Origin of the sequence: Catenovulum sediminis (assembly GCF_007289895.1) — a bacterium.
Classification (GTDB): Bacteria; Pseudomonadota; Gammaproteobacteria; order Enterobacterales; family Alteromonadaceae; genus Catenovulum; species Catenovulum sediminis.
Map to the genome: position 1 here is coordinate 464057 of NZ_CP041660.1, position 22881 is coordinate 486937.

Genomic DNA, 22881 nt, shown 5'->3' on the forward strand with positions numbered 1-22881 from the left:
AGATCCAAGAGACAAAAGACATTAAATCAAATAAATTTTGTCGATTAAATGGGTAAAAACTTGTCATATTTTTGACCTATTTGATTCAATTTTACGTCATATATAAAACATAAGATAGGCACTGAGAAGAGTTTATTTTGAGTGTCAGATTATGAATTTAATTACGGCTAAAGATCAGCAATTATTCGCATGGTTATTTGCCTGCACACAGAATCGCAACATGACTTGGGTAAGGTTGCTATCTAAAACTGGCGATGGCCATTTTTACCTTGCCCTCGCCCTTATTTTATCCGTGGTAGAACAACAAGGCATCTGGTTTTTAGCGGTCGGGTTAGTTGCATTCTTGCTTGAATTGCCATCATATTTTGTCCTTAAAAAAACGTTTAAAAGAGCACGCCCATGTGATGTATTGGTATCAGCACATATTCAACCCAGTGATAAATTTAGCTTGCCTTCAGGGCACACAGCTGCTGCATTTTTAATGGCAACTTTGATTAGCTATTTTTATCCGGGTTTTACAATATTCGCCTATACATGGGCAAGTTTAATTGGTTTATCACGCGTATTATTAGGCGTGCATTTTCCAACAGATATCATTGCAGGTGCGATATTAGGAACCGCTAGCGCCTGGTTAAGTTTGGGATGGGTTTTATAGATATATGAAGATTCTTTATGGTGTACAAGGAACGGGTAACGGACACATTAGCAGAGCCAGAATTATGGCTAATCGTTTTAATGAACTAGGGATAGATGTTGATTATTTATTTTCAGGTCGTGCAGCTGACAAATTTTTTGATATGCAACCTTTTGGCGACTATCAGGTACGCAAGGGAATGTCATTTTCCAGTAAAGATGGTGATGTCGCAATTTTATCAACGCTTAAAAAAATTGAATTTGGTACCTTTTGGCGGGATGTTAAGTCGCTTGATTTAAGTCAGTATGATGTGGTGCTAAATGACTTTGAACCTGTTACTGCTTGGGCAGCTAAACGGCAAAATGTGCCGAGTATTAATATTTCGCATCAGGCAGCATTTTTGCAAAATATTCCAATGGAAGGCGCAAGCTGGGCTGATAAAAAAATTCTGAAATATTTTGCACCATGCTCTGTTGACTTAGGCGTACATTGGTATCACTTTGGCGCTAATATCATACCGCCTTTTATTGAAGAACCAAACGAGCTACAAATAAACGACACTAAGATCCTAGTCTATTTGCCGTTTGAATCGTTAGAACATATAAAAACCTTGTTAGCCGATTTCTGCGATTTCGAATTTTATTGTTACCACCCAGATATCCCTGAAGACAAAGATGAAGAACACATCAAGCTTAGAAAATTAAGCAGAACAGGCTTTAAAACTGATTTATCGACCTGTAAGGGTATCATTGCCAATGCAGGCTTTGAGCTATCCAGTGAAGCATTATGTTATGGCAAACGCATCTTATTAAAACCATTAAATGGTCAGTTTGAGCAAGCGAGTAATGCCAAAACACTGGAAATTTTAGGTCTAGCCTCTGTCATGGAAACATTAAATTTTGATGAAGTTGAACACTGGTTAGAACAAACCCATGGTGGACGTGTGGTATTTCCAAATGACCCTCAGCCTTTGATTGATTGGATTTTAGCGGGTGATTACAACAACAGCGCACCATTGTTAGAAAAACTCTGGTCGCAAGTACATTTTCCTGAGCATGTTGAAGATAAATTAAATCGTAATGTAGCTTAATCTTGCTCGCTGCTTTCGCCCGACGGGTGCCGTGTAGGTTGGTCTTTAGGCCAACAATCTTGAAAAACACCAAGAGCTGCGAGTGTCGAGCTTCGAGCTTCGAGCTTCGAGCTTCGAGCACAAGATATCACTTTAGATCGATGTTTGAGTCCGACGGGTGGCGTGTAGGTTGGTCTTTAGGCCAACAATCTTGAAAAACAACGAGCTGCGAGTAACTTTTTTCTTGTCGCCCTAAAGGACGACCTACACAGCTTGAAGCTCGCTGCTCGAAGCTTAAAGCTAAAATATAGGTCGCGGCTTCAGCCCGACAAAAGCAGAAAGCACAAATATCGAATTAATAATTGTCGCCCTAAAGGACGACCTACACAGCTTGAAGCTCGCTGCTCGAAGCTTAAAGCTAAAATGTAGGTCGCGGCTTCAGCCCGACAAATCTCGCAATATGCAGGATGTCGCCCTATAGGGTTGAGCTACCTACATTTGCGACCATTTAATATCTGCAGCGCGCAGTCTGTAATTACCAATATAATGAATATAATCCCCTGGGTTAACCAAGGTATCCAATTCCGGGTTTACTTCCAGCTGATTGCCGTTGCGCTCTTTAGCTATTGCCAATACAGTTGCATCATGCAGCTTTTTAAAACCATTAAAAACCTGTTCAAACTTGAAAGGCTGTTTAACCTCATCAGGAATTTGAATCGCGTATTGAGTATCACCGCATAAACCAGATAACAATTGCTCCTGCACACGACTCGCCCCCGGATCCTGCATTGAACGAACTAAACTTTCAGCAATACGTGAAGAACTGCACTCAATATTAGGGCAGTGAGCACGTAACAAATCCACTTTAGACTGATCATGAAACCAAGCCGTTATATGACAATCGGCTTTAACGGACACGGATAACTTTAAAGCAGTCGTCAAAGTTTGATCATCTGTATCTGCATAAATGATCACCCGGTCTGCTTTATCTATCGCAATTCGTTTGAGCTCATGCTCTGTGGTGTAACTTGTCAACTTGGCGTAGTCAACCCACTCCAAATGCTCCTGCATTGGATGTTCAGACTGTTGCATATCACAAAGTAAAATCTTACGCCCTTCCCTGTGCTTGTCCGCCAATATATTTATAACAATTTGTGCACTCACCTGAGGGTGATAGCCAATAATAACAATGTGGTTTTCAAATGCTGCGAAACTACTATTCCCCATAATTCTCCGCCTAAAATAAAGAGTTAATGTTTGTCCAGCTTTACCCAAAAACGCACCAAATATGGCTAACCCCATTGGTATCTGAAAAATCCAAACCCAAATCCGGCCAGCGTGTGTGGCCGGGCTAAAGTCGCCATACCCCACCGTACTGGTTGTGACCACGTAATAATAAGGGAAAATTTCTAATGAGGTTAGTTCAGTTTCGCCGTTAAAATACAACCCAAGCCAAGTGAACACCAAATGACAAAATAATACGCTCAACAACATCAACCAACTAAATTGATTAATGTGGCGCTGGACAATAGAAACTATCTTCCTAAAAATCATAAAGTTAATAATCGTAATAAAGAAAAAACTTAAGTTAAAAGACAGAAATATGACAATACTGTCATATTAGACAACTAAAACAACGCCAATTTGTAAACTATAGTTTACACTGACAAACGCTCATTACCTTGCTACGCTTGTTAAAAATTAGTAAATTTAAAAAAATTACGCCATTCTAAAGTCAAGCAAACAGTTTTGCCACTTACTTTACAGGTATTTGTATGCACTGTGTACCTGAAAATGTATATCATTTATTCATTCAGAGGTCGTTTAATGATGTTAAAAAAATTTATATCTGTTGCTGTCACATTAGTATTGAGTGTTTTTGTATCAGCAGCTTATGCCAATAACACAAATAACCTGTATCAATGTGTTGATAAGCAGACTTTACAACAGGATGCAGCCTGTATCGCCAATTTGATAGACAATAACAGCAAACTTCAGACAGAGATTGCTGCCATCAATCAAGATGCAGCCCAATTAGATAATGGTTTATCATTGGCCGTGATGACAATGAATCGCGACAACTTACATATCGAAATTGTAGCAGTGGAAGAACCGATGAAAGCGGATGCTTCAGATAAACTGTAACAACAGCCTAAACGGATTAAATTAAGTTAACCATTAAAAAAGGGGCTCAAGCCCCTTTTTTAAACGCTGGTTAAATCCATTGATTTGGAATAGACAAAACCAATTCCGATGAAAAATTGACGTTATAAAGAAATTATAAAATAAAGCGAGATAAATCTTCGTCTTCAATTAACTCATTCAGATACTTGTTAACATAGTCAGCATCTATCACAAGTGTATCGCCACTTTTTTCCGAAGCATCAAAAGACACTTCTTCCATTAACTTCTCCATCACTGTATGCAAACGGCGTGCACCTATATTTTCAGTACGTTCGTTAACCTGCCAAGCAGCTTCAGCAATACGCTCAATACCATCTTGCTTAAATTCAACATTTACGCCTTCTGTTGCCAAAAGCGCGCGATATTGTTCAGTTAACGATGCATTGGTATCTGTTAAAATCGCAATAAAATCTTGTGTAGTGAGTGCAGTTAGCTCAACTCGGATGGGCAAACGACCTTGCAATTCAGGAATTAAATCGGACGGCTTAGCCATCTGAAAGGCACCCGATGCAATAAATAAAATATGATCTGTTTTTACCATGCCATGTTTAGTTGAAACAGTCGAACCTTCAACTAAAGGCAATAAATCACGCTGCACACCTTCACGTGATACATCTGGACCACTACTTTCACCACGTTTACAAATTTTGTCAATCTCATCGATGAATACGATACCGTTTTGCTCAACCGCATGTAACGCATCTTCTTTAAGATCTTCTGTATTAACCAAACGAGCTGCTTCTTCTTCAATTAACAATTTAAAAGCTTCTTTGACTTTTAATTTGCGTGTTTTTTTAGTCGAACCAGACAAATTTTGAAACATGCTTTGCAGCTGATTAGTCATCTCTTCCATGCCCGGCGGTGCCATAATCTCGACACCAACTTGCGGCGCTGCAACATCTATTTCAATTTCTTTATCGTCTAATTGCTTTTCACGTAATTTTTTTCTAAAAACCTGACGAGTGGTACTATCCGCCGGTTTTTCATCTTCTTCACCATAAGGGGTTTGAGCACGCGGCAATAAAGCATCTAAAATGCGCTCTTCTGCGGCTTCTTCAGCGCGGTGACGCACTTTTTGCGTTGCTTCTTCACGTGTCATCTTAACCGCGATATCGGTTAAATCGCGGATAATCGTTTCAACTTCTTTACCCACGTAACCGACTTCAGTAAATTTAGTGGCTTCTACTTTAATAAACGGCGCTTTAGCTAACTTAGCCAAGCGTCGGGCGATTTCCGTTTTACCCACACCGGTTGGGCCTATCATTAAAATATTTTTAGGGGTCACTTCCTGACGCAACTCTTCTTCCAGCTGCATTCTGCGCCAACGATTACGCAATGCAATTGCCACTGCTTTCTTGGCTTTATCTTGGCCGATTATGTGGCGGTTTAACTCGTGTACAATTTCTCTTGGGGTCATCTCAGACATAGTCGGCTCCTATTTTTTAGCGTCCAATTCTTCTATTGTTTGGCAATGATTTGTATAAACACAAATATCACCCGCTAATTTGAGGCTTTTTTCAACAATATCTTTAGCCCCTAATTCAGTATTTTCTAATAACGCAGTAGCAGCAGCTTGTGCATATGGGCCACCCGAACCGATTGCAATTAAATCATTTTCGGGTTGAATAACATCACCATTACCAGTAATGATTAACGATGCTTCCGCATCCGCAACCGCCAACAAAGCTTCTAAGCGACGCAAGGCTCTATCCGTTCGCCAATCTTTCGCCAGCTCAACAGCCGCTTTTGTTAAATGGCCTTGATGAATTTCTAATTTACTTTCAAAACGTTCAAACAAAGTAAATGCATCCGCCGTACCACCGGCAAAACCGGCCAACACCTTATTGTGATACAAACGGCGTACTTTGCGGGCATTACCTTTCATTACGGTATTACCAAGTGAAACTTGACCGTCACCACCAATAACAACTTTGTCGCCACGACGCACAGATACTATCGTAGTCATATCAATTCCTCTTAAAAAAGCAAACCGGGCATACCCTTATTGGTTTAGCCCGGTTATTCAGACAATTGCTATAGAAATGGGGTAGCTTGAATAAAAATCAAGTCCAGTACCAAATTTGGCAACCATTGATTTTTGCATTCTGCAAGCGATGGCGATCAGACTCAGCTGCGCGTTTAGTATCATAGGGGCCTAATACAACTCTAAACCACACACCATTACTGCCTTCTGTTCTTTTAACAAAAGATTCTAAGCCGGTAAACGCGATTTGCGCTTTTAACGAATTGGCCTGATCTAACTTACGAAAAGAACCGCATTGCATTTGATATTGTTTTTGTGGTTGATCTTTTCTATCTGGCACATCAACTTCAATCGTTTTATTCTCAAGCTCTTTGACATACTCCCATTTTTCTTCGGGAACTTTAGGCAATGCCTTAGGCTTAACTTTTTCCACGACTTTCGGTTTAGGCTCTGGGGCTCTGTCTTTTATCGACCATAAAAAATATGCAAAACCAATCACTAAACAAAGTGCTAAGACAATCATAAACTTAAGTTTAGAATGATTTGCCACTGCCACTTCTGGTTCAGGTTTTCGTTTTGTGCGCGGGGTCGGTTTACCTTTTTTTACGTAATCACGTGCCATAAAAATTTTTTGACTTATTGTTTGAATTTGTGCCGCCTAGAGTATAAAGGGCAAAATTGATAGTGGGAACAGCTTACATTGAATCTTTAACAAAAGTGCGTCTTTTTGATTTATTTTTAAGCACTTAATTTAATTCCTGTGGATCAATATCAATACTCCAGCGCACAGCTTGTGCAAACTTATTCTGCTCTAAACTTAAAACCAACTGGCGCATTGCCGCATTTAGCATACTGCGCTGCTTTGCAGAAAAAATCATCAGGTATCTAAATCTACCGGCTCTTTTCTCTTGTGGTGCTGGCATGCTGGCGAATAACTCAACCCCCTGATAATGCACCGATATTTGCTGGTTAAATAAGGCTTCAGTTTGCTCGATACAGGCCAGTAATTTTTCGCTATGCTGGCATTCCATTCGCACTAAACACCAAAAACGATAAGGCGGCAACAAAGACGCTTGCCGTTCAGTCAACAATAAGTCTTGCAGTTCACTATAACCTTTACCTATCAGTGTTTGTAAATAAGGATGCTCAGGAAAGTGTGTTTGCAGTATCACTTGTCCCGGTTTGTCGGCACGCCCTGCCCGCCCTGCAACTTGTACCAGCAACTGCGCCATTTTTTCTACCGCTCTAAAATCAGTGCTGTACAGCGCACTATCTAAATTAACAACCACAGTCAGTGTTAAATTGGGAAAATGATGCCCTTTGGCTAGCATTTGAGTACCAATCAATAATTGATGCTCACCTTTTTGAATAGCCGCTAACTTATTTTCAAGTGCACCTTTGCGACGGACACTGTCTCTGTCAATTCGAATGGCATTGGCTTCGGGAAAACGACTTTCCAACCAGTCTGCCAGTTGCTCTGTGCCCACGCCCCAATCCACAATTTGACTGGAACCACATTCAGCACATTGAGCAGGTGGTCTATCAAACGCTCCACAATGATGGCACACCACCTGTTGTAAGTTTTTATGATACGTAAAATGTTTGTCACACCGTTTACATTCGGCCACCCATCCGCATTCATGGCAAATTAAAGCCGGTGAAAAGCCCCGGCGGTTTAAAAATACCAGCACTTGCTGTTTTTTATTTAAATGATGTTCAATTGCCTGCACCACACCATAGGCTAATCCCGCTTGCAGTGGCTGATGCTTTATATCAATTAACTGGGGCATAGGCGGTGGATGCGCCTGAGCTCTTTTTTTCATTTGTAAATGCAAATATTTACCTTGTTTTGCATTTAATAGACTTTCCAATGATGGGGTTGCGCTACCCAGAATGATTTTACAGGCTTCGGCGGATGCGCGCTTTATCGCGACATCTCGTGCATTGTACCTTAAACCATCTTGCTGCTTGTACGACGCATCATGTTCTTCATCTAAAATAATTAAGCCTAAATCCGGTGCTGGTACCATCACCGCAGAACGCGTGCCAATAATAATACGGGAAATTCCAATCGCCGCTTTTAACCAAGCATTATGCCTTTCGCTGTCATTTAACTCGGAATGTAAAACAGATATTTGACATTTAAAACGCGATTGAAAACGCTGTAAAGTTTGCGGCGTTAAACCGATTTCAGGCACTAAAATGAGTACTTGCTCACCGCGAGCTAGAACGTCTTGCATCGCTTGCATATAAACTTCAGTTTTACCACTGCCCGTCACCCCTTCTAGTAAAACAACGGCAAACTGACTCAGGGTATTAATTTGTGAAAGGGCCTCAATTTGCTCTGGGTTCAAACTGTATTCGGGCCGTTCTACCGCAACCGATTTACAAATAGGGGGCAAGGGGGCTTCTTCAATTATTTTTTTTTCAGCCAATTGCTTGATAACAGTGTGGCTAAAGCCATCCTGTAATAATAAACTTTGCGTGGTAGCCCCTGTTTTTTTTAAAAAGTGATACAAAGCCAACTGTTTAAAGGCGCGTGCAGAAGGTTCAGATGCCGATTCTTTGACTTGCCAGATAGGTTCACTTAAGAGCTCTGCCGGTGCTCCTTCTTTTAATTTTTTCGGCAGTAAATTGATAAAAACTTCACCCGGCGGACACAAATAATAACTTTGCAACCATGCCAGGGTAGACAACATTTGTTGATTGTAGATAGGCGTGATATCTAGCAGGCGCTTTATTTCTTTAACCTTTGCAGCATCAAAGTCTGTGTGGTCTTTTATCGCAATAACTAATCCGACCAACAATTGCCGCCCAAATGGAACCTCGACGCGACATCCCACTTTTACATTAAAGTGAGTTGGTATTTTATAGTCAAACAGTCGTCGCAGTGGTACGCCTAACGCAATTTGTGCAAACAATCCGATGATCCCTGATGAGCAAAGTTTGAGAAAGCCTATTCTAATCTTAGCGATAACAGTTGCAAGCGACTTTGTATATCGTCGCTTTAAGGCGGCAAGTTTCAAGTTTCAAGTTTCAAGTTTCAAGTTTCAAGTTTCAAGTTTCAAGTTTCAAGTTTCAAGTTTCAAGTTTCAAGTTTCAAGTTTCACAGAAGTGTAGGTCTGCCCTTTAGGGCGACAATTGTTATAATTCGATATTTGTGCTTTATGCTTTTGTCGGGCTAAAGCCACGACCTACATGGCTCATAGCTCGCAACTAAAATGTAGGTCTGCCCTTTAGGGCGACAATTGTTATAATTCAATATTGGTGCATTATGCATTGTCGGGCTAAAGCCACGACCTACACGGCTCGTAGCTCATAGCTCGCAACTAAAATGTAGGTCTGCCCTTTAGGGCGACAATTGTTATAATTCAATATTGGTGCATTATGCATTGTCGGGCTAAAGCCACGACCTACATGGCTCGTAGCTCGTAGCTCGCAACTAAAATACAGGTCTGCCCTTTAGGGCGACAATTGTTATAATTCGATATTGGTGCATTATGCATTGTCGGGCTAAAGCTACGACCTACATGGCTCGTAGCTCGTAGCTCGCAACTAAAATGTAGGTCTGCCTTTTAGGGCGACAATTGTACAACTCGATATTTGTGCATTATGCATTGTCGGGCTAAAGCCACGACCTACATGGCTCGTAGCTCGCAACTAAAATGTAGGTCAGCCCTTTAGGGCGACAATTGTTATAATTCGATATTTGTGCATTATGCTTTGTCGGGCTAAAGCCACGACCTACATGGCTCGTAGCTCGTAGCTCGCAACTAAAATGTAGGTCTGCCCTTTAGGGCGACAATTGTTATAATTCAATATTGGTGCATTATGCATTGTCGGGCTAAAGCTACGACCTACATGGCTCGTAGCTCGTAGCTCGAAACTAAAATACAGGTCTGCCCTTTAGGGCGACAATTGTTATAATTCGATATTTGTGCTTTATGCTTTTGTCGGGCTAAAGCCACGACCTACATGGCTCGTAGCTCGTAGCTCGAAACTAAAATACAGGTCTGCCCTTTAGGGCGACAATTGTTATAATTCGATATTGGTGCATTATGCATTGTCGGGCTAAAGCCACGACCTACATGGCTCGTAGCTCGTAGCTCTAAACTAAAATGCGTGACGAACAAAAAACTAAATTAGGAAATGGTAATGGACTTAATAAGAAAAAAAACACTCACAACTTCTATTTTACTTGCAACAATGACAACGGGTTGTATTGATGTATCCTTGGATGATCTCAATGAAACTCTGGATGATAAAGATAGTATTTTAGTATCAGCACCAAAGTATACAGATATATGTGGCAACTATATCACGCAAGATGTTTCTCTGAGCATCTATGATGAAAATAGAAATCTCTACAGTGACTACCAACTACAGGTATCTGGTGAAGGTGATGAGTTTGAAATAGACGTACCAAAATCCAAATTTACTTTAACCTACACAACTGAAAACCAAGACAAACGAACCTATTTAAATATAGAGCGGTCGGATAATATGACTCTCATTATCCCTCAGCCGATTATCAACACATGTGGCTGTGATAGGTTCAATTTAACCGCTGTTGCAGATGTTCCTAATGCCGATAATTTATTATTAATCAACCGGTTTGGTGAGCATACGCCTACCGCAACAGATAATGCGGAGGAATGGTTATTTGCCGATGTTGAAATATGTAATGAAGACGCTATTGTTGCAATATCAAATTATAACAATAGCTATGCGTATATTGATGCAAAAGAAGTTACGCAAGATACTCAAGTCACACTAGACTTACCTTTAACATCAATACCTTACACAATTACAAACGATCTTAACGTATCGAGTTCGCAGACACATTATTGGGGTTTACATCACCAAATAATTGCAACGGTTCCATCTTTTGAAAATATTGCTTTTAATTTTATACCTGAAGCCAATTTTGACACAATACAACTCATCTATCGTTTAACTCAAGATTATGATATTGCTACATTCACAAATAACAATACGGGTCTCTTTGCTAACTATCAAAGCCAGTTTGCTTATGATCTGCAAACAGCTTCATACATAAACAAACCAACTTCATTAGATTTAACACCGACTTATGAACCGTTTGATATCAGCATCCACGACGACGGAGTATATTTTAATCAAGGTGCTGGATTAACAAAATATGACTTTATTGAAACCTTTGTAGTACATAGAGACACTGATAACAGCATTTCTCAATTTGAATTTATGTATAGTAATACTTCATATATATCGATAGAGGATTTAATTTTTTATACAGGTATAGATCAAAAAATCGAACAGATACAATTCATCTCACACGATGTAGTTGGGATCAATGACTACCAAAGTGCGTTAGAGATGCAGCAGTCTGGCAGTAAATTGACAAATCAGGACAACGTGCAAATTAACAAGCAAGCTCTCGCTATTAGCCTTTCGAACCCACAATAGTATAAACGCTACAAACTGGGCTGTCGCAAAACAGTAGGTATATCGAAATATGATTCATCATGTGTTTCAAATGCCTGCTTTTTGCGCGACTTTATCTCGGCTCTTTGTGCAACACTCATCGAAAAAACGTCAAAATGTGCCTGCTCAATAATCTGATTCGCTTCTTCTTGTGAAACAAGCCCCATAAATTGTCCTGCATACATAAACCCTTGAGTACGTGCTTTTGCCTGTTCAACCGGAATTTTTTCTTTCACTTGACTAAAAATATCAAACAATTGACGATACGCTTCAGATTTAAAATTCTCAGCATTCATAACAATTTATCCTTATTATTACCACGACAGCGCCTTAGTATATAAAGAATCTACCCCTTAATCACCTTAACCGTGCTTTTATTTATCCCGTATTCCCGCAGTTTATTGGCAATTGCGGTGTGGCTTAATCCGAGCTTTTGTGCGAGTTGGCGGGTACTTGGATAATGTGGGTAGAGCTTTCTCAGCAATGCGTTTTCAAAGCGTTTAACTGCATCATCTAACGAGCCTTCCAATTCTGTTTGTAGTTGCAAATAGTCTTTTTCAAGCGCTGATAAATTCACATCATCATCCTTTAGGGTGTTGCTGTCCTGTAATAATAATGCTTGCTCAAGCGTGTTATTCAACTGTTTTACATTACCAGGCCAGGCATATTTGCTAAGCTTTTCCATGCAAGACTGAGTCACATCAACTGGCACACGCTGCAATTTTCGGCATAATATATTCAATAAGCGAGCGGTTAAATCAACAAAATCGGCTTTGCGTTCGCGCAGTGGCGGCACTGGGATCTCTAATTGCCCTAGTAACAATTGTAAGTTTTCATCAAACAGCCCTTGCTGCACTAAACTTAACAAGCTTTGCTGGCTGGTTACATAAACCCTTTTACTAGGACTCATTAATAATGCGGTATGCAACTCTTTTTGTGCAGCCATTGTGAGTTTATCAACTCGCTCTAGAATCAGCGGCCCGTTAATACTTTTTAATTGTTCAATTTCTTGTCTCAGCACTTCGCTGTCATTCAAGCGACAATCTAACTTATGAGAAGGGAGTTGATGGTTACTCAAACTGCAAACAATAGAAGCCAGCCAAGACTTGCCCGTACCCGCTTCACCATACAAAGCCAAGTTAGAAGCACTGAGCGCAAATTTTTTAATCTCACGTACCACTTTTCGCATACCGGTAGACTTGTGCACAATTTGACTCACTAAATGCTGCTGTTCATTGGCGAGCGGATAATGCGAAGGGCTCTCTATTAAACGGATAAACACACCCACAAAATCCTGCTCTTTAAAATCGGGCGTTAACCATATAGGTGACATCTCAACTTGAAAAGTTTGTTCATTTATTTCACCAACCTGCAGCAGCTTTTCTGTGGGTTTGCGTTCAAGCCATCTTAATAAATTCACCCCTTTTAACCAGTTAGATGGGGTATTGAGTTGTTCACGGTTAAAGTCGCTTAGTAATTTTAAAGCCGCTCTGCTGGCCCGAATTAAATGCCCTTTTTCATCCAGTGAAACTAACATTTCTGAACTATTGTCTAAACAACTCTTTAATTCAATTTCTTGTCGCTCTAATGGCATACAAGCAACGGTTTTAACATCTTGCACACCATTCAATAAACGGATTTCTGGCATCAAATGCTGAAATTCGGTAAATTCAATCTTGGGGAAATTAAGGAATATTTTAAGCGGATGCACCTCAATCCCATGCAAGTCAATTTGATGTCTGACAAGAATTTCCAGAATATCTTGTGTAATACCAATACGGTTTTCACAACTTATTTCCAGTCTCATGTTAATCTCAACTTAGCAATCTCAAATTTATGCCGAATTAGCTATAATTCCATTAAGCTTAGTCTAACTGTTACAAATACGCTATAAGCTAGGAAAACCTATGTATGCCAGATAACTTAAGGCAAAAAACTGAAAATATGCTGCAACAAATCAGCGACCGACTGATGGCGCAGCCACGCAAACAAAAAATTGTCAGTTTATTACAATACCATTCAAGCTTTGTCTGCCAATCTGAAAATTTGCAGGATTATATAGATGAATGTAAGAAACTGATTGACGCTGCATTTAGGCCAAATGCCAACGAGCGTGTGTTTGATAAATTAAATGACCAACTTGAACTGTTAAGCAAATACGCCATTAAAGACAAACTGCAAGACGATGAACATGCAACAGAATATCGCAGTCGTGCCGGAAAGCTGCACAAACGACTGGCAGAATACCGCCAATATTTAGCCCGCTTTGATGACCAAATTCGCTCACAACCCAACCTACCGGCTGATCATTCCTTATTTCAGCGCCGAGAACGTTGCCAGCAAGCGATAAATAAACTAGAAGAACAAATCAGCCGCATTGAGGTTGGTTATATTAGGTACTAAACTAATCAATAATTCTAATAAGGGGCTGTTGTTATGCAATTGATTAAAAAACTGGCTTGTGCGTTCGGCGTACTGATTTTATCAACCCAAGGTGCATTCGCTGAATTTAATATTCCGGGAAAAGCGACCATTGTTTATCCGTCTGGTTTAGAAAAAACAATAGATTTTGGCTTTAGTTATGAAAACACAGATGAAGGTACGCAATTTAGCGCAGGGCCTTTCAGTGTGCCGGTTGCCGAGGTTCCTGAGCAATATTCAATTGCATTAATCCTGCATCAAGACGAGTATGTTTGGGTACAAGAGTTTGCCAAAGGCTACTTTACCAGTTTTGTTTATCAAGTTGGCAATAATAAAATTGAACTTCGTAAAGCACCCGACAGACAAATAAAAGCCAATTATGAATTACTGGTAAATGGTCGTATGTATTTATTTGATACCAATTCAATTCAATTGCTTTTTAAGTTTAACGACAAAGGGATTGATAAAATTGAAGCAAATGGTGCAATAAAAAATATTGGTGTGCAGTAACGAAACTTTAGTTAAAAAGTAAATCAAGATATACTGCCGCGTCTTATAAGAAATATCGGAAAAGAATCACGCATGAAATTGCTCAAGCTTCCTTGTATTAGTTTGTTAATGGTGATCGCACTGTCTGCGTGTGCTTATCGTATCGACATTCGTCAGGGTAATTATATAGAACAAAAAGACGTTGCAAAATTACGTCAGAATATGAGTAAAGAACAAGTTGCTTTCGTATTGGGTAATCCTGTTATCGACGACAGTTTTAACTCTGATACTTGGTATTATCTGTACCATGTTAATTATGGTGACGGACGTGAGCCAAGACGAATTGAGTTAACACTGCAATTTGAAAACAATCAGTTGCAAGACATGGTTGGCAGTATCGAAAAACCTGAAAACTTTACTGACCCTATCGATCAATAAAACACCTTTTAAGGGTCACAGTAAAACCATTTTTGCTGTGACCTTTTGCTCCACTATTTATAAAACCAAAGCTAAATACTTCTCCAACACACTCTCGCTGCAGTCTCATACTAAAAAACAATCTTAGCGCGGTAATTGCTTTTCGTTTGCTTTTCATTTTTCCATTGAGCAATGCGTAAATTTCAGGCAATATCTTGCGATAATTTTGCTTTAATTGGCCCTCTAAAAAAGGAAAATAAATGAAACCAAGCCTAAAACCCGCAAATCCTAATTTCTCATCTGGTCCTTGCACCAAACGCCCAGGTTATAACTTAGCGGCACTTGATACATCAAGTTTAGGTCGTTCGCATCGTAGCAGTTTAGGTAAACAAAAACTTAAACTCGCCATTACCGAAACCGCCCGTTTATTAGAACTGCCAGAAGGTTACCGCGTTGGTATTGTGCCCGGTTCAGATACAGGTGCAATGGAAATGGCAATGTGGTCTTTATTAGGTGAAAGACCTGTTGATGTTTTCGCTTGGGAGTCTTTTGGCTCAGGTTGGGTAAATGATATCGCCAAACAATTAAAATTAGAGTCCGCTCGCTCGTTCACCGCACCTTACGGACAATTACCAGATTTTAGCCAGGCAAATCCAGAGCATGATATTGTGTTCACTTGGAATGGCACAACATCGGGCGTCAAAGTCAATAATGCTGACTGGATCAGTGATAGCCGATCTGGCCTAACCATTTGTGATGCCACCAGCGCTGTTTTTGCCATGAATATGCCTTGGAACAAAATTGATGTTGCCACTTTTAGCTGGCAAAAGGTGTTAGGGGGTGAAGGTGCTCATGGGGTCATTGTATTAAGCCCGCGTGCAGTTGAACGTTTACAATCTTATACCCCACCTTGGCCTATGCCAAAAATCTTTTTATTGGCCAAAGGCGGTAAATTGATTGAAGGTATTTTTGAAGGTGCCACCATCAATACCCCCTCTATGTTGTGTGTAGAAGATTATTTAGATGCATTAGCTTGGGTTGAAGACATTGGTGGATTGCAAGCCGCTATTGCAAAAAGTGAAGCCAATTTACAAGTATTCCGCGATTTTGTTGCTCAAAATGACTGGATTGACTTTTTAGCTGAATCCGCTGATATCTGCTCTAACACCAGTGTGTGTTTTCAATTAAAAGCGACTGAAGCACAAGTTAAATCGATTGTGAAATTATTAGAATCAGAGCAAGTTGCTTATGACATCGGTGCTTACCGTGATGCACCGGCTGGCTTGCGTGTATGGTGTGGCGCAACGGTTGAACAATCTGATCTTGAAGCGCTATTACCCTGGCTAAGCTGGGCTTATCAAGAAGTTACACAATAACTGAGTAAAAAGTCGAATGCTTTGGGGGCGTTCGACTGGCCTAAAATACAAAAAAGAGCTAACAAAGATGAAAACAATCAGAACTTACAACAATATCGCCTCGAAAGGGCTTAATCAGTTTTTAAAAGATAGCTACCGGGTTTCGGCGGACGAAGCAGAACCGGATGCAATATTACTGCGTAGCCAAAAACTGCATGAAGAAAAATTACCTAAATCTGTTTTAGCGGTGGCGAGAGCCGGCGCGGGTGTCAATAACATTCCGGTAAACGACTATACCCGTCAGGGCATCGTGGTTTTTAATACACCGGGTGCCAACGCCAACGCGGTAAAAGAGCTGGTATTAGCCAGTTTACTGTTAGGCTCGCGCGGTATCAGCCAAAGTATGCAATATGTCAACTCACTAGCCGATGTCACGGATGCGCACGAATTACATAAAAAAGTAGAAGCTGGCAAAAAAGCCTATGGTGGCGGCGAACTAGAAGGCAAAACATTAGGTGTTGTCGGTTTAGGTGCTATCGGTGCAAAAGTTGCTAATTTAGCTTTAAGCCTAGGTATGAATGTTATCGGTTACGACCCTAAACTCAGTGTTGAAGCTGCATGGCGACTTTCCAGCGATGTGGTCAAAGCAGATAATTTAAACGCATTATTATCGCGCTCTGATTACGTCACCTTACATGTACCCGCTGTTGAAGCGACCATCGGCTTTATCAACAATGAAGCATTTTCTGCACTTAAACAAGGAGCAAAACTGATCAATCTAGCACGGGGTGAGTTAGTTGATGAAGATGCAGTACTGAGCGCATTAGATACCGGCAAACTCAGCTATTATATTGCAGATTTCCCAACCCCTAAATTGATTGAGCACGAACGTGCCATTTTATTCCCTCATTTAGGTGCCAGCACGGTCGAAGCAGAAGAAAACTGTGCGATCATGGCTGCAAAGCAGCTCATCGACTTTTTAGAAAATGGCAATATTGTCAATTCAGTTAACTTCCCGACCGTTTCAATGGAACGCACAACAGGTTATCGCATTACGTTTGCCAACGATAACGTTCCGAAAGTTTTGGGTATTGTGATTAACTTACTGGCTGACTTAAATATCAATGTAATTGACATTGTAAACAAAAGCCGGGATGACATTGCCTACAACATCATAGATATCGAACAGCGCCCGACCGCAGAATTATTACAACAAATTGCAAATGTTGAACACGTATTTCAGGTCAGGTGTGTGTAATTTAGCGGCATACGACTGAATCTACAGCATATCAGTTGTTAACAGCTGATATGCTGTTTTATACAGTCTGAGCTTTTTATAAGCCAGATTAATTTCCGACTTTTCGAGAACCACTACTCATTTTTGTTATCAAATTGTAAAGAATAGTGTTCTAGCGGCCGATACGGGCTTTGTTAACCCATTGTCGTTTTCGGAGATATTAAATGCTTAAATCATTTGCAGTTCCAAAAATTATTTACCACATACTTATCGCACTCGTATTTTTAGCCATATTGCCGGCTGCAAATGCGCAGCTCGTATTTTTTACCGACTCGCCTGCTAGCAATCAGCAAAACTGGTTAAACGCCGCTGCGTCAAACAATGAGCAAGTCACCAGCATCACTTTTGACGAACACCCGCTGGGCATATTAGATTCAGATTTTTATCTGCCGACTCACGGTGTAGAAATAGTCTCAAACAACCTTGTTAACCAAACCATTTTGTTTGGTGAAGGGCCTGCACAAGGTAATATTGGAGGGCAATTAGCAGGGGAAGGACTACATTTAGCGTCTAATTATTTACAGTTTTTAAGCGCTGGACAGCTATTATTTAATTTTTATCAACCCACCAGTGGTTTTGGGTTTAATACCGTTGATTTGTGGACTGGCGGTGATTTAACCATTCAAGCTTTTAGCGGCGCTAATGCAAGTGGCAATTTACTGGGTTCACAAACCAACATAGGCGAAGGTCTGAACTTTCAAAAAAATAACTTATTTTTTGTCGGACTGACGGCCGAAAGCGCACTGGGCTCGGTACTTATAGACTTTAGCGGACATGGTGGAGATATTATTGGCTTTGATGATTTTCAATTAGCACAACAGGTTAACCCAGTAGCTGAACCCAGCAGCTTGGCATTTTTCGCTTTCGCGCTGGCGTTATTTGCCGGAATGCGTCGCTCTGGTTTGGCTATACCGTCAAAGGCGTTGGCACCGAAATAGCGTACCAACTTTAGAGTTTTTTATTCTAGCGTTCTTCGCGATTAATTTGCAGTACTGCGCTGGCGATTTTACCACCGTCATCCGGATAACTTAGGCTAACAACGCTTGTTTCATTCAATGCTTCCATCGGTATGTTTAATTCCACCATACCGTAGAACATTTTTCGGCCTTTTTGATCATCCCCGGCCCAATTATTTGGCAAAACTAATGGCGTACCATTAATCAAAACTTTTGAAGGAAGTGGTTGTTTGCCAAGCTCTCGTGCTGGAGACAAACGCAGTTTTGCGCTGCCTTGGCCTGTTGGTACACTTTTAAAGGTAAAATTAATATCCTGATTGCCTTTGATGTCTTGCAGGTAGCTGGTAGCGTAAACTCGGTGTTCTTTAATCTTTCTTTTAACGGGTAGCGCGTTTTTCATGTCCAGTTGAAACATCACAATTTCGCCCGCACCCAAGTCATAACTTTCCGGCATTGCCTGTAATGTTTGTTCTGCAAGTATCGGCTTTTTAACATTGGTAGTTAATGAGCGCAGAGTAACTGCATGTGTTTTAACTTTATTTAAACCATTTAAAGCCACTTTTTTTGATGTGTTATCCAAATTCATCATGATCACATTAACGCGCTTATTATCAACCAACATGTGCACGCGGACATCCGGATTACTGCTTGCACTTAAACGCCATTCGCCTTTTACCCCTTTCCAGAAATAATAAAATTTCATAAGGTCCGTTTTTACGTAGCTTTTGCCATCTGCCAGGCGTCGCCACAATAAATATGGGTTTGCATCGCCAGGTACATAATCGTTCGCCATACCGTACGTCCACGATGCTTTACCCAAAATAAAAGGTACGGTACGAATTAAACGATCAGGGTGATCCATAAAGGTCATTAACTGCCCTAATGCTGAATACAACATACCGGCTGAACGCTCTTCGCTGTAGGGCATGGTACTCATATTGCCAGCCGGAATTTTGCCGTATTCGGTTATCATTATTGGCTTCGCAACGCCAAATTTAATGTGGCTATAGGTATCTATGATATCCATAATTGCTTCAGAATTACTGCCGGTTCTTGCGCGCGGTGTTCCCATTACATTGACACCGTCGTAGATGTGATATGACCAGAAGTCCATGTCTTGACCGGCGATATCCATAAATTTTTTCTGCCAATTATTCCAGTTATTCCAATTGCCGCTTTCAAATTCGACCCACGCAGCTGAGTAGCCACCCACCATAACGTCAGCATTGAGCTCTTTAACTCGCTTAGCGACAACCTTATGTTGCTCACTCATTTCTTCAATACTTGTGGGAATTTTTTTGGCTTTAACAAATGGTTCGTTATAGACCTCAATAGCGCGCGGCCTATTTTTATCTGTAAATCCATACTTCAGCAGATGAGCAAAGTATTCAGCTGTGGCTTCTGCAGAACGCGGCCCCCATTCATACGATGTGTTATTTTTATGTCCATGCATTTTTTCAGGATGCGTACACAAGATCACATTGCGCATATTCTCTGGGTTTAGACGGATATCACTGCCGTTTTCATAGAATCTTTTGTCAAATAGCGCTTTAATTTTACTGACATCAGGCATATCTGGATTTTTGCTATCCGCAGGAATGTCATTTGCCATCCAAGAGATCAACCCTCCGTCTCTGCCGTACTCGGCTTCCAGTTCATTTTCGATATACAGCAGGTCTTCTTCAGTCAGATCGCCAGAACCAAAGCTCTCATGCAATGTGATATATTGAGACCGATTAAATTTGGTCACTCCACCAATATCCCGAATGGTGGTGGGTTCTAAATTTACTTCTACCACTTCTGCGACTTCTGCAAAAATAGGTTTTATCATACTAGCCGCCAGAGATGCAGCAAAAACCAAGCGAAACACTTTCATTATATAAATCCATAATTTTATATTTGAATATAAACATTATAGAATTTTTTATGTCCGTAAATCTACACCATTCTTTGTTAATTGAATTTTTATTTTGTTAATTAAAAGGCAATTGGGATGATTAAATAATTTAAGCGTAATCGTGCCTGGATATAAAATAATCGGAAATACGATCTAGACAACTTTCTTGTGGGAAAACAAGCGGCTCGCTTATGGAGAGAGCAATTCATCCTTGGCTGCTTTTAAAAGATCATCCCATCCCTCGGGAGGATGGCCAGACTTCAACATCTTTTCGAATACCTTGTAAGTATCAGTCTTACTACTGATCTGACCCGCTAACTCTGTACACTTAACTAAGCATTATTTTTCAATTCAAAACTCTCAGGGCTTAAGTAGCCGAGTGAACTATGCCTTCAATTTTGATGACGCTAATTTTCTGCAGGCCAGAATTGCCAGCTGCAAATATATTTGAGCAAAATAAATAAGCTTTCATATTTTATCTTTCCGTTGTCCTGGCAAAGGTCTTATATCAATATCTGGTTTAGGTACATTCACATCAAAATCTCCATAAACCAACCAATCAGGAAAATAAGGGTTAGGCTCAGTTTTAAAACCACACTGGCGATATGCTATTGCAGCGACTGCACACAAAGGCATAGATAACCAACCGATTTCGAGACCGCTATGAACGCTATCGTTAAAATGAGTTACATGTGATTTTATGGCTTTTTGCATGGTTTGAGTGAAACGCTCTTTGTTATTAGCCACTATCGCTAGCATTAAATCAGCAAATGGCAACATTATGTTATATACCAGCGAGCGTTTAATATTGGGTATTTTGTCAGGCTGAGAGGTATCAGAAACCGCCTGCACTAGGTCTTTTAAATTCGCTTGAGGGTTAAAAAAGCCTTTTAACAAATCACAATACGCATGCATAAAGGGTAATTTTGTCCCTTCCGCTTTGGGGTGAATAAAGTTTCTCGCTTCATATTGCATTAAATTTGCAAGCGCTGCTTGGTCATTAAATATAATGGCTAAAGTAAGTGCTTCTTGCCAATTATGCACATTGCTCCAGTTGAGCATTTTTTTACCCGGCAAAGTTATATCTAACTCCTGCAGGGTAAAACTATGCTCTTTGCCTGGGTTTAATACCCAATAAAAATGTGCTTGTTTAGCAATATGTGCCTGATATAACCAATAGACTATGGTCTCTTTCGGTTTATTGGCTAACCAGGCTGCAGCTGCGCATCCAAAGAAAAGATTGCCATCAGAATATATTCTCTGTGGCGCATCTACCACATATCGCGCTCTGAATGCCTGCTTGTTAAATACTCTCCCTACACTTTCAGATCTATTTTGATAACACCAGTCTGCATTCAGTTTGGTTTGAAAATGTTGCATTAAAACTCCATAGGGTCTTGAGCATAACGAGTATATTCTACTTCAGGCAAAACATTCCCGCTGCTGTTATCAAATTTTTGTTTAATGACAGTGTAATCAATTTTGTCGTTGTGCTCTATTAACGTATCAATAGTGTCTCTTAAATTATCAACTTCTTGCTGATAAACAAGAAATTACGCGCCCAATCCAATTATATCAGGCAAATTTTTTTAATGCTCGTCCCCCCACCCAATCAAACAACCACCCAGTCAGCCAGTCAGCCAATCGAGCTCACACTTTAAATTCATATTTAAAACAAAAACTTTACATAAGAATCAAAAAGGATAATATAAATAAAATCATATAAATATTTACAATTTCACATACAAATTAACAACCACACACAAAACAAAGAGGAATAGAAAATGCGACAAGCTAAACGATTATTTAATTTAATGGCAGCTTTAGGTTTGACATTCAGCACGTTGGCGCATGCCAACTACACACCAAATTTGGATGGCACAGGTAATTGGATTAAAAATCAAAAAAACTGGCAATTTAATAGCGCGGTCAGTGATGAGTTTAATCAACCGGGTAACTGGCAAACACCCGATACCAGCAAGTGGAATCGCTACCATCCAACCGGTTGGTTGGGCAATAACAGTTTTACCTATAGCGGCAATCTCGCGTATACCCATCAAGGTAATTTAGTGTTAGAAGCGCGCAATGGTGCAAATGTAGGTGATAAACATACAACGGGTATTGCTTCTTCTAAAACGGCTTTTAAGTACGGTTATTTTGAAGTAAAAGCAAAAGCGGCGAACAATAATATTGCCAGTAGTTTCTGGTTTTTTAATCGTAATCCAGACAATGGTCATCAGTTTGAAATAGATGTTTACGAGCATTTTCCGTATACAGGTTGGAATAGTCAGAAAAAATTTAAAAGCAATATTCATTATTTTGTCTGGACGCAGCAAGATGGCAATGTTGACCAAATTCCATGGTACGAATCACCGGTTGATATGCCCAATAATGGGGTTGTGACTGACTGGCATGTTTATGGTGTGTTGCGCGATGAAGCAAGTATTCGTTTTTATGTTGATGGTGAAAATGTCCGGACCATATGGAAAAGCCAAGTCGCGCCAGAGTACTGGCCGGGTGATAAAAGTATGCCGGTTATCTTAGATATTTTGGTGTACGACTGGCAGCAAGGTGCAAACGAACCCGCACAAACGTATTCTTTTTATTATGTCGATTATTTTCGTGTTTGGAATTAAATAGTCAAGGGCCTATATAAAAAATCCCCGGTGCAAATTGCAAACCGGGGATTAATAAAATCCATTCACTTTAGGC

General features: G+C 40.2%; 21 protein-coding genes. 11 read left to right on the top strand and 10 right to left on the bottom strand.

Going from position 1 to position 22881, the window contains the following annotated elements:
- The first annotated feature begins 151 nt into the window (after nt 1–151).
- Both FNT16_RS01820 and FNT16_RS01825 read left to right on the top strand, forming a co-directional pair.
- Nucleotides 152–655 (top strand): phosphatase PAP2 family protein, encoded by a 504-nt coding sequence (locus FNT16_RS01820; RefSeq protein ID WP_143869947.1) that lies wholly within the window; start codon nt 152–154, stop codon nt 653–655.
- Nucleotides 656–659: 4 nt separating this feature from the next.
- Nucleotides 660–1724, top strand: a complete 1065-nt coding sequence (locus FNT16_RS01825; protein WP_143869948.1) for an MJ1255/VC2487 family glycosyltransferase — start codon at nt 660–662, stop codon at nt 1722–1724.
- 471 nt (nt 1725–2195) lie between these two features.
- Here FNT16_RS01825 and FNT16_RS01830 read toward each other — a convergent pair whose 3' ends face one another.
- The gene (locus FNT16_RS01830; RefSeq protein WP_143869949.1) at nt 2196–3257 is read right to left on the bottom strand and encodes a potassium channel family protein; all 1062 of its coding nucleotides are present in this window, start codon (nt 3255–3257) and stop codon (nt 2196–2198) included.
- A gap of 273 nt (nt 3258–3530) precedes the next feature.
- Here FNT16_RS01830 and FNT16_RS01835 point away from each other — a divergent pair, with 273 nt between their 5' ends.
- On the top strand, nt 3531–3848 hold the full coding sequence (locus FNT16_RS01835; protein ID WP_143869950.1) for a hypothetical protein: 318 nt from the start codon (nt 3531–3533) through the stop codon (nt 3846–3848).
- 133 nt (nt 3849–3981) lie between these two features.
- Here the strand turns inward: FNT16_RS01835 and hslU are convergent, their stop codons facing one another.
- From hslU to priA, 4 genes are all read right to left on the bottom strand, one after another.
- Nucleotides 3982–5313: an ATP-dependent protease ATPase subunit HslU gene (gene hslU, locus FNT16_RS01840; protein WP_143869951.1), complete on the bottom strand. Its 1332-nt coding sequence runs from the start codon at nt 5311–5313 to the stop codon at nt 3982–3984.
- 9 nt (nt 5314–5322) lie between these two features.
- Entirely contained in the window at nt 5323–5853 is a 531-nt protein-coding gene (gene hslV / locus FNT16_RS01845; RefSeq protein WP_143869952.1) for an ATP-dependent protease subunit HslV, read from the bottom strand.
- Between the two features lie 97 nt (nt 5854–5950).
- Nucleotides 5951–6493 (bottom strand): SPOR domain-containing protein, encoded by a 543-nt coding sequence (locus FNT16_RS01850; protein ID WP_143869953.1) that lies wholly within the window; start codon nt 6491–6493, stop codon nt 5951–5953.
- 124 nt (nt 6494–6617) lie between these two features.
- On the bottom strand, nt 6618–8792 hold the full coding sequence (gene priA / locus FNT16_RS01855; RefSeq protein ID WP_143869954.1) for a primosomal protein N': 2175 nt from the start codon (nt 8790–8792) through the stop codon (nt 6618–6620).
- Nucleotides 8793–10026: 1234 nt separating this feature from the next.
- Here priA and FNT16_RS01860 point away from each other — a divergent pair.
- Nucleotides 10027–11319: a hypothetical protein gene (locus FNT16_RS01860; RefSeq protein ID WP_143869955.1), complete on the top strand. Its 1293-nt coding sequence runs from the start codon at nt 10027–10029 to the stop codon at nt 11317–11319.
- Between the two features lie 8 nt (nt 11320–11327).
- Here the strand turns inward: FNT16_RS01860 and FNT16_RS01865 are convergent, their stop codons facing one another.
- Together FNT16_RS01865 and FNT16_RS01870 are read right to left on the bottom strand one after the other, a co-directional pair.
- Complete coding sequence (locus FNT16_RS01865) at nt 11328–11633, bottom strand: hypothetical protein (RefSeq protein WP_143869956.1); 306 nt, start codon at nt 11631–11633, stop codon at nt 11328–11330.
- Between the two features lie 50 nt (nt 11634–11683).
- Nucleotides 11684–13144, bottom strand: a complete 1461-nt coding sequence (locus FNT16_RS01870) for a TyrR/PhhR family helix-turn-helix DNA-binding protein (protein ID WP_143869957.1) — start codon at nt 13142–13144, stop codon at nt 11684–11686.
- 104 nt (nt 13145–13248) lie between these two features.
- On the opposite strand from FNT16_RS01870, the gene priC reads away from it, so the two are divergent.
- From priC to FNT16_RS01900, 6 genes are all read left to right on the top strand, one after another.
- Nucleotides 13249–13740 (top strand): primosomal replication protein PriC, encoded by a 492-nt coding sequence (gene priC, locus FNT16_RS01875; protein WP_143869958.1) that lies wholly within the window; start codon nt 13249–13251, stop codon nt 13738–13740.
- Between the two features lie 33 nt (nt 13741–13773).
- Nucleotides 13774–14268 (top strand): hypothetical protein, encoded by a 495-nt coding sequence (locus tag FNT16_RS01880; protein WP_143869959.1) that lies wholly within the window; start codon nt 13774–13776, stop codon nt 14266–14268.
- 72 nt (nt 14269–14340) lie between these two features.
- Nucleotides 14341–14685: an outer membrane protein assembly factor BamE gene (locus tag FNT16_RS01885; protein WP_143869960.1), complete on the top strand. Its 345-nt coding sequence runs from the start codon at nt 14341–14343 to the stop codon at nt 14683–14685.
- 239 nt (nt 14686–14924) lie between these two features.
- A complete protein-coding gene (locus tag FNT16_RS01890; RefSeq protein WP_143869961.1) occupies nt 14925–16040 on the top strand; it encodes a phosphoserine transaminase in 1116 nt (371 codons plus the stop codon).
- A 67-nt stretch (nt 16041–16107) separates the two neighbouring features.
- On the top strand, nt 16108–17277 hold the full coding sequence (locus FNT16_RS01895) for a 3-phosphoglycerate dehydrogenase family protein (RefSeq protein ID WP_143869962.1): 1170 nt from the start codon (nt 16108–16110) through the stop codon (nt 17275–17277).
- A 203-nt stretch (nt 17278–17480) separates the two neighbouring features.
- Nucleotides 17481–18254: a hypothetical protein gene (locus FNT16_RS01900; RefSeq protein WP_143869963.1), complete on the top strand. Its 774-nt coding sequence runs from the start codon at nt 17481–17483 to the stop codon at nt 18252–18254.
- 25 nt (nt 18255–18279) lie between these two features.
- Here the strand turns inward: FNT16_RS01900 and FNT16_RS01905 are convergent, their stop codons facing one another.
- The 3 genes from FNT16_RS01905 to FNT16_RS01915 form a co-directional block, all read right to left on the bottom strand.
- A complete protein-coding gene (locus tag FNT16_RS01905) occupies nt 18280–20148 on the bottom strand; it encodes a beta-agarase (RefSeq protein WP_143869964.1) in 1869 nt (622 codons plus the stop codon).
- A 210-nt stretch (nt 20149–20358) separates the two neighbouring features.
- Nucleotides 20359–20475 carry a type II toxin-antitoxin system YhaV family toxin gene (locus tag FNT16_RS20945; protein WP_281281905.1) on the bottom strand — a complete coding sequence of 39 codons (117 nt, stop codon included), beginning with the start codon at nt 20473–20475 and terminating at the stop codon, nt 20359–20361.
- 162 nt (nt 20476–20637) lie between these two features.
- Entirely contained in the window at nt 20638–21549 is a 912-nt protein-coding gene (locus FNT16_RS01915; RefSeq protein ID WP_143869965.1) for an immunity 49 family protein, read from the bottom strand.
- Nucleotides 21550–21953: 404 nt separating this feature from the next.
- Here FNT16_RS01915 and FNT16_RS01920 point away from each other — a divergent pair, with 404 nt between their 5' ends.
- Nucleotides 21954–22805, top strand: coding sequence for a family 16 glycosylhydrolase (locus tag FNT16_RS01920; RefSeq protein WP_143869966.1), 852 nt, complete (start codon nt 21954–21956; stop codon nt 22803–22805).
- The last annotated feature ends 76 nt before the right edge of the window (nt 22806–22881 follow it).

Excerpts from the sequence above, each read along its gene's own strand:
- FNT16_RS01865 (WP_143869956.1), bottom strand. The coding sequence starts at position 11,633 with ATGAATGCTGAGAATTTTAAATCTGAAGCGTATCGTCAATTGTTTGAT.
- hslV (WP_143869952.1), bottom strand. The coding sequence starts at position 5,853 with ATGACTACGATAGTATCTGTGCGTCGTGGCGACAAAGTTGTTATTGGT.
- FNT16_RS01920 (WP_143869966.1), top strand. The coding sequence starts at position 21,954 with ATGCGACAAGCTAAACGATTATTTAATTTAATGGCAGCTTTAGGTTTG.
- FNT16_RS01835 (WP_143869950.1), top strand. The coding sequence starts at position 3,531 with ATGATGTTAAAAAAATTTATATCTGTTGCTGTCACATTAGTATTGAGT.
- FNT16_RS01890 (WP_143869961.1), top strand. The coding sequence starts at position 14,925 with ATGAAACCAAGCCTAAAACCCGCAAATCCTAATTTCTCATCTGGTCCT.
- FNT16_RS01900 (WP_143869963.1), top strand. The coding sequence starts at position 17,481 with ATGCTTAAATCATTTGCAGTTCCAAAAATTATTTACCACATACTTATC.
- FNT16_RS01825 (WP_143869948.1), top strand. The coding sequence starts at position 660 with ATGAAGATTCTTTATGGTGTACAAGGAACGGGTAACGGACACATTAGC.
- FNT16_RS01915 (WP_143869965.1), bottom strand. The coding sequence starts at position 21,549 with ATGCAACATTTTCAAACCAAACTGAATGCAGACTGGTGTTATCAAAAT.
- FNT16_RS01870 (WP_143869957.1), bottom strand. The coding sequence starts at position 13,144 with ATGAGACTGGAAATAAGTTGTGAAAACCGTATTGGTATTACACAAGAT.
- hslU (WP_143869951.1), bottom strand. The coding sequence starts at position 5,313 with ATGTCTGAGATGACCCCAAGAGAAATTGTACACGAGTTAAACCGCCAC.
- FNT16_RS01830 (WP_143869949.1), bottom strand. The coding sequence starts at position 3,257 with ATGATTTTTAGGAAGATAGTTTCTATTGTCCAGCGCCACATTAATCAA.
- FNT16_RS01850 (WP_143869953.1), bottom strand. The coding sequence starts at position 6,493 with ATGGCACGTGATTACGTAAAAAAAGGTAAACCGACCCCGCGCACAAAA.
- priC (WP_143869958.1), top strand. The coding sequence starts at position 13,249 with ATGCCAGATAACTTAAGGCAAAAAACTGAAAATATGCTGCAACAAATC.
- FNT16_RS01885 (WP_143869960.1), top strand. The coding sequence starts at position 14,341 with ATGAAATTGCTCAAGCTTCCTTGTATTAGTTTGTTAATGGTGATCGCA.
- FNT16_RS01820 (WP_143869947.1), top strand. The coding sequence starts at position 152 with ATGAATTTAATTACGGCTAAAGATCAGCAATTATTCGCATGGTTATTT.
- FNT16_RS01880 (WP_143869959.1), top strand. The coding sequence starts at position 13,774 with ATGCAATTGATTAAAAAACTGGCTTGTGCGTTCGGCGTACTGATTTTA.
- FNT16_RS01895 (WP_143869962.1), top strand. The coding sequence starts at position 16,108 with ATGAAAACAATCAGAACTTACAACAATATCGCCTCGAAAGGGCTTAAT.
- FNT16_RS01860 (WP_143869955.1), top strand. The coding sequence starts at position 10,027 with ATGGACTTAATAAGAAAAAAAACACTCACAACTTCTATTTTACTTGCA.
- FNT16_RS01905 (WP_143869964.1), bottom strand. The coding sequence starts at position 20,148 with ATGAAAGTGTTTCGCTTGGTTTTTGCTGCATCTCTGGCGGCTAGTATG.